Source organism: Skermanella sp., from assembly GCF_059503625.1.
Genome location: NZ_JCACHA010000194.1, coordinates 1 through 3,405, shown reverse-complemented (window position 1 = coordinate 3,405; position 3,405 = coordinate 1). Strand labels below are relative to the sequence as shown.

5 protein-coding genes are annotated in these 3,405 nt (G+C 62.3%); 2 read left to right on the top strand and 3 right to left on the bottom strand.

Annotated elements, in window-relative coordinates; translation table 11 throughout:
- Positions 1-23 precede the first annotated feature (23 nt).
- A complete protein-coding gene (locus AC5JJ6_RS05010) occupies positions 24-1,055 on the bottom strand; it encodes a TRAP transporter substrate-binding protein (RefSeq protein WP_496040987.1) in 1,032 nt (343 codons plus the stop codon).
- Between the two features lie 143 nt (positions 1,056-1,198).
- On the opposite strand from AC5JJ6_RS05010, the gene AC5JJ6_RS05005 reads away from it, so the two are divergent.
- A complete protein-coding gene (locus AC5JJ6_RS05005) occupies positions 1,199-1,915 on the top strand; it encodes a GntR family transcriptional regulator (RefSeq protein WP_496040986.1) in 717 nt (238 codons plus the stop codon).
- A 21-nt stretch (positions 1,916-1,936) separates the two neighbouring features.
- Here the strand turns inward: AC5JJ6_RS05005 and AC5JJ6_RS05000 are convergent, their stop codons facing one another.
- Together AC5JJ6_RS05000 and ybaK are read right to left on the bottom strand one after the other, a co-directional pair.
- Positions 1,937-2,119, bottom strand: coding sequence for a hypothetical protein (locus tag AC5JJ6_RS05000; RefSeq protein ID WP_044435318.1), 183 nt, complete (start codon positions 2,117-2,119; stop codon positions 1,937-1,939).
- A 176-nt stretch (positions 2,120-2,295) separates the two neighbouring features.
- Entirely contained in the window at positions 2,296-2,778 is a 483-nt protein-coding gene (gene ybaK / locus AC5JJ6_RS04995; RefSeq protein WP_496040985.1) for a Cys-tRNA(Pro) deacylase, read from the bottom strand.
- A 266-nt stretch (positions 2,779-3,044) separates the two neighbouring features.
- On the opposite strand from ybaK, the gene AC5JJ6_RS04990 reads away from it, so the two are divergent.
- Positions 3,045-3,405 (top strand): RNA polymerase sigma factor (locus AC5JJ6_RS04990; protein ID WP_496040984.1); only part of this gene is annotated, 361 nt, incomplete at its 3' end.

The window sequence follows — 3,405 nt, the reverse complement described above, 5'->3', positions numbered from 1 at the left end:
GCCGGCTTTACCCCCGCCGAAGCTTACTTCGCCGCGAGCTGCGACCGGGCTTTGTCGATCTCCGCAAAGATCTCCTTCACCAGATCGGCGCCGACTTCCTGGGTGTACTTGTCGGTGACCGGCTGGAGATGCTCGCGCATCCGTGCGCGCTCTTCCTTGCTCATGTCGGTCACCACCATGCCCTTGGCCTGGACGGCCTTCAGCATCTCGACCTCGCGCTGGCGGTTCAGCTCGCGCTGATACGGAGTCGCTTCCTTGGCCGCGTCGGTCAGGATCTGCCGCTCGTCGGCGGACAGCTTGTCCCAGGTCTTCTTGCTGAACAGGACCACCAGCGGGTCGTAGACGTGGTGCGTCGTGGTCAGGTATTTCTGCACTTCGTCGAACTTGGCCGTTTCGATGGTCGGCAGTGCCGTTTCCTGTCCGTCAACGGCCTTCTGCTCGAGAGCGGTGTAAAGCTCGGTGAAGGGCATCGGCACGGCGTTGGCGCCGACGCCGTTGAAGATGTCGACGAAGATCGGGATCTGGATCACGCGGATCTTGAGACCCTGCATGTCCTCCCACTTGGTGATCGGGTGCTTGCTGTTGGTGGTTTCACGGTAGCCGTGTTCCCAATAGCCAAGCCCGACCAAGCCTTTCTCCGGCAGCTTCTCCAGCAGCTTGGTTCCGACCGGACCATCGACCACGGCATCGGCGACGCGCACGTCGTCGAACATCAGCGGCAGGTAGAAGACGCCGTATTCCTTGATCATGGTGGACAGCAGGCCGGTGCTGACGACCGTCATGTCGATCGTGCCGCCCTGGAGCGAGGAAATCACCTGGGCATCGCCGCCCAAGGTGCCGCCGGGGAAGATCTTGCTCTTCATCTTGCCGCCGCTCTTCTCGGCGACGATGTCGGCGAACTTCTGGGCGCCCATGCTGAAGGGATGTTCCTTGACCTGCACCACCGCGATCTTGAACGAGTGGCTGCCGATCTCGGCGGCCAGAGCCACACCGGCGGTCATCATCAGGCCAGCGGCCATCAGCGGGCCCAGAGCCCGTTTGAACATCGTTTTCATGCGTTTCCCTCTCCCCTTATTTCGACCGCAGGGATTTCCCTTCCGGAACTTCTCACGGCGATCTGATATCTGTGATCACACTTGCATCGGACCTGACGGAGTGTCAAGCTGGATTCTCAAGACCAGCCACCGGAGATAACCCCATGCCCCCCGTCAACGGCGCTCCCGCCTCGGGACTTGCCAGCCTTGAGCGCATCGACCGGGAAACGGTTTCCGGGCGGGTCTACCGCGACCTCCGCGAGCTTCTGATCGGCGGGGAAATCTCACCCGGCGAAAAGCTGGCGCTCCGCTCGGTCGCCGCCGCACTGGGCACCAGCCTGATGCCGGTGCGCGATGCCGTGGCGCGGCTGGCGGCTGAGCAGGCGGTTGAGGTCATGCCCAACCGCACCGTCCGGGTGCCGGTGATGACGCGCGGCCGGTTCGAGGAATTGCGGACGATCCGCCTGATGCTGGAAGGCCATTGCACCGAAATGGCGGCGGCCCAAGCGACGCCCCAGGATCTGACGCGGCTCCGGGAGCTGCACGCCGACTTCACGGCGGAACACGACATGGACGGCCCCGATGCCGGCCGCCTGATCCGCCTGAACAAGGAATTCCACTTCGCGGTCTACAAGGCGTCCCGGATGCCGGTCGCCCTCCAGATGATCGAGGGGCTATGGTTGCAGATCGGTCCGGTGCTCAACTTCGACCTGCGGACGAAGTCGGAACGCCTGTCCCGCCGCGTCGCGGTCGGCCACCACACCGAGCTGCTGGCGGCGCTGGAACGCCGCGACGGTCCTGCTGCCCGCAAGGCGCTGTCCGAAGACATCGTCAGCGCCGGCGACTTCATCCTGGGCCGGAACGTCCTGCCGGATGCTTGAAACCGCTTGAAGTCGGAGAAATCAGCAGCAGGCGGCTTCGGCGGCGGACAGCGTGGCGGCGATGACCTGACGGTAGCGGCGCAGATATCCGTTCCGGTCGACTACCGTGGTAATGATCTGGACCTTTTCGTCACCCACGGGTTCAGCATCGTAGAACTTCGAATGAAGGAACCGGATCACTTCAGCTTGGTTGGAGGTCAGCACATCACACTCCGTCGTCTGGAATCCTGTGGCCTGTCGAAGTGATTGTGACCTCGAACCTTTAACAGATGGTTTCCACAGACCACCCTCTACTTAATCGCGCCCCATCCTCCTTGTTTGCAAAACAGGCTTATCTTTGCGCGGTTCCTGAATGAAAACACCGGCAATCGATATCGGCGTCATCGCTCTCCGCTCGCCAGCGCCGTGACGACGGCGGAACTTGCCGCGGCCAGATCGGCGGGCGCCACCTTGATCTGAAGCCCGCGCTGCCCGCCGTTGACGACCAGGAACGGCAGCGCCGTCGCCGAAGCGTCGAGGAAGCAGCGCAGCCGCTTCTTCTGCCCCAGCGGGCTGATGCCGCCGACATGATACCCGCTGATCCGTTCGGCATCCGCCGGCCGCATCATCACGGCGGACTTCTTCCCCGCCGCCGCCGCAAGGGCCTTCAGGCTGAGTTCCTGATCGGACGGGATGATCGCGATGCACGGTTCGTCCCCGGCCACGACCATCAGCGTCTTGAACACCATCGAAGGCGCCAGCCCAAGCGCCTCCGCCGCCTGAAGCCCGATGGAAGGAGCCTCGGGGTCATACTCGTAAGTGAGAAGTTCGAACCGCTTCCCCGCCTTATCCAAAGCCACAGTCGCCGGCGTCCGTTTGGACACGTTACACTCTCCGTACAGGTCTCCGCGCCGGTATTTCTATCCGGAGTTCCGCCGGTTTACGAGCAGGTTCGGGATCGAGACGGGCAAGGTTCGTCTATTCGGACTCATGTCTTCAATGACTTTGAGGAAGATTTCATTTGTAACAATCTCGAAGGATATACATACTATTTGCAATTGATTTGATCTGTGTTTTTCACGGATAACTTCAAGGGTAGAAGAAAACTGGCGGCGAGCGCAGGGGCTTCCGTCCACCAATGGGTAGCGATATGACTTCGGTAGCCTTGCAGGATGCGCAACAAGCGATCGTCGACGTAATGCCGTCACTGCGGAAGTTCGCCCGCTCCCTGACCGGCTCGGCGGATGCCGCCGACGAACTCGTTCAAGCCGCCTATGAACGCGCACTGAGGTCCCCGGAAACCCTCACCACGGTCGAGCAGCCGATCGGCTGGATGTTCCGCATCATCCGGAACATCTGGATCGATGAGGCCCGCTGTGCCCGCAACCGCCTGTCCGCTCCCCTGGAAGAAGGCGAGCATATCGCCACCGACGACACCGAACGCACCCTGACCGCCCGCTCCACCCTCGCAAGGGTGCGCGCCGTGGTAGCGGACCTGCCGGAAGAGCAGC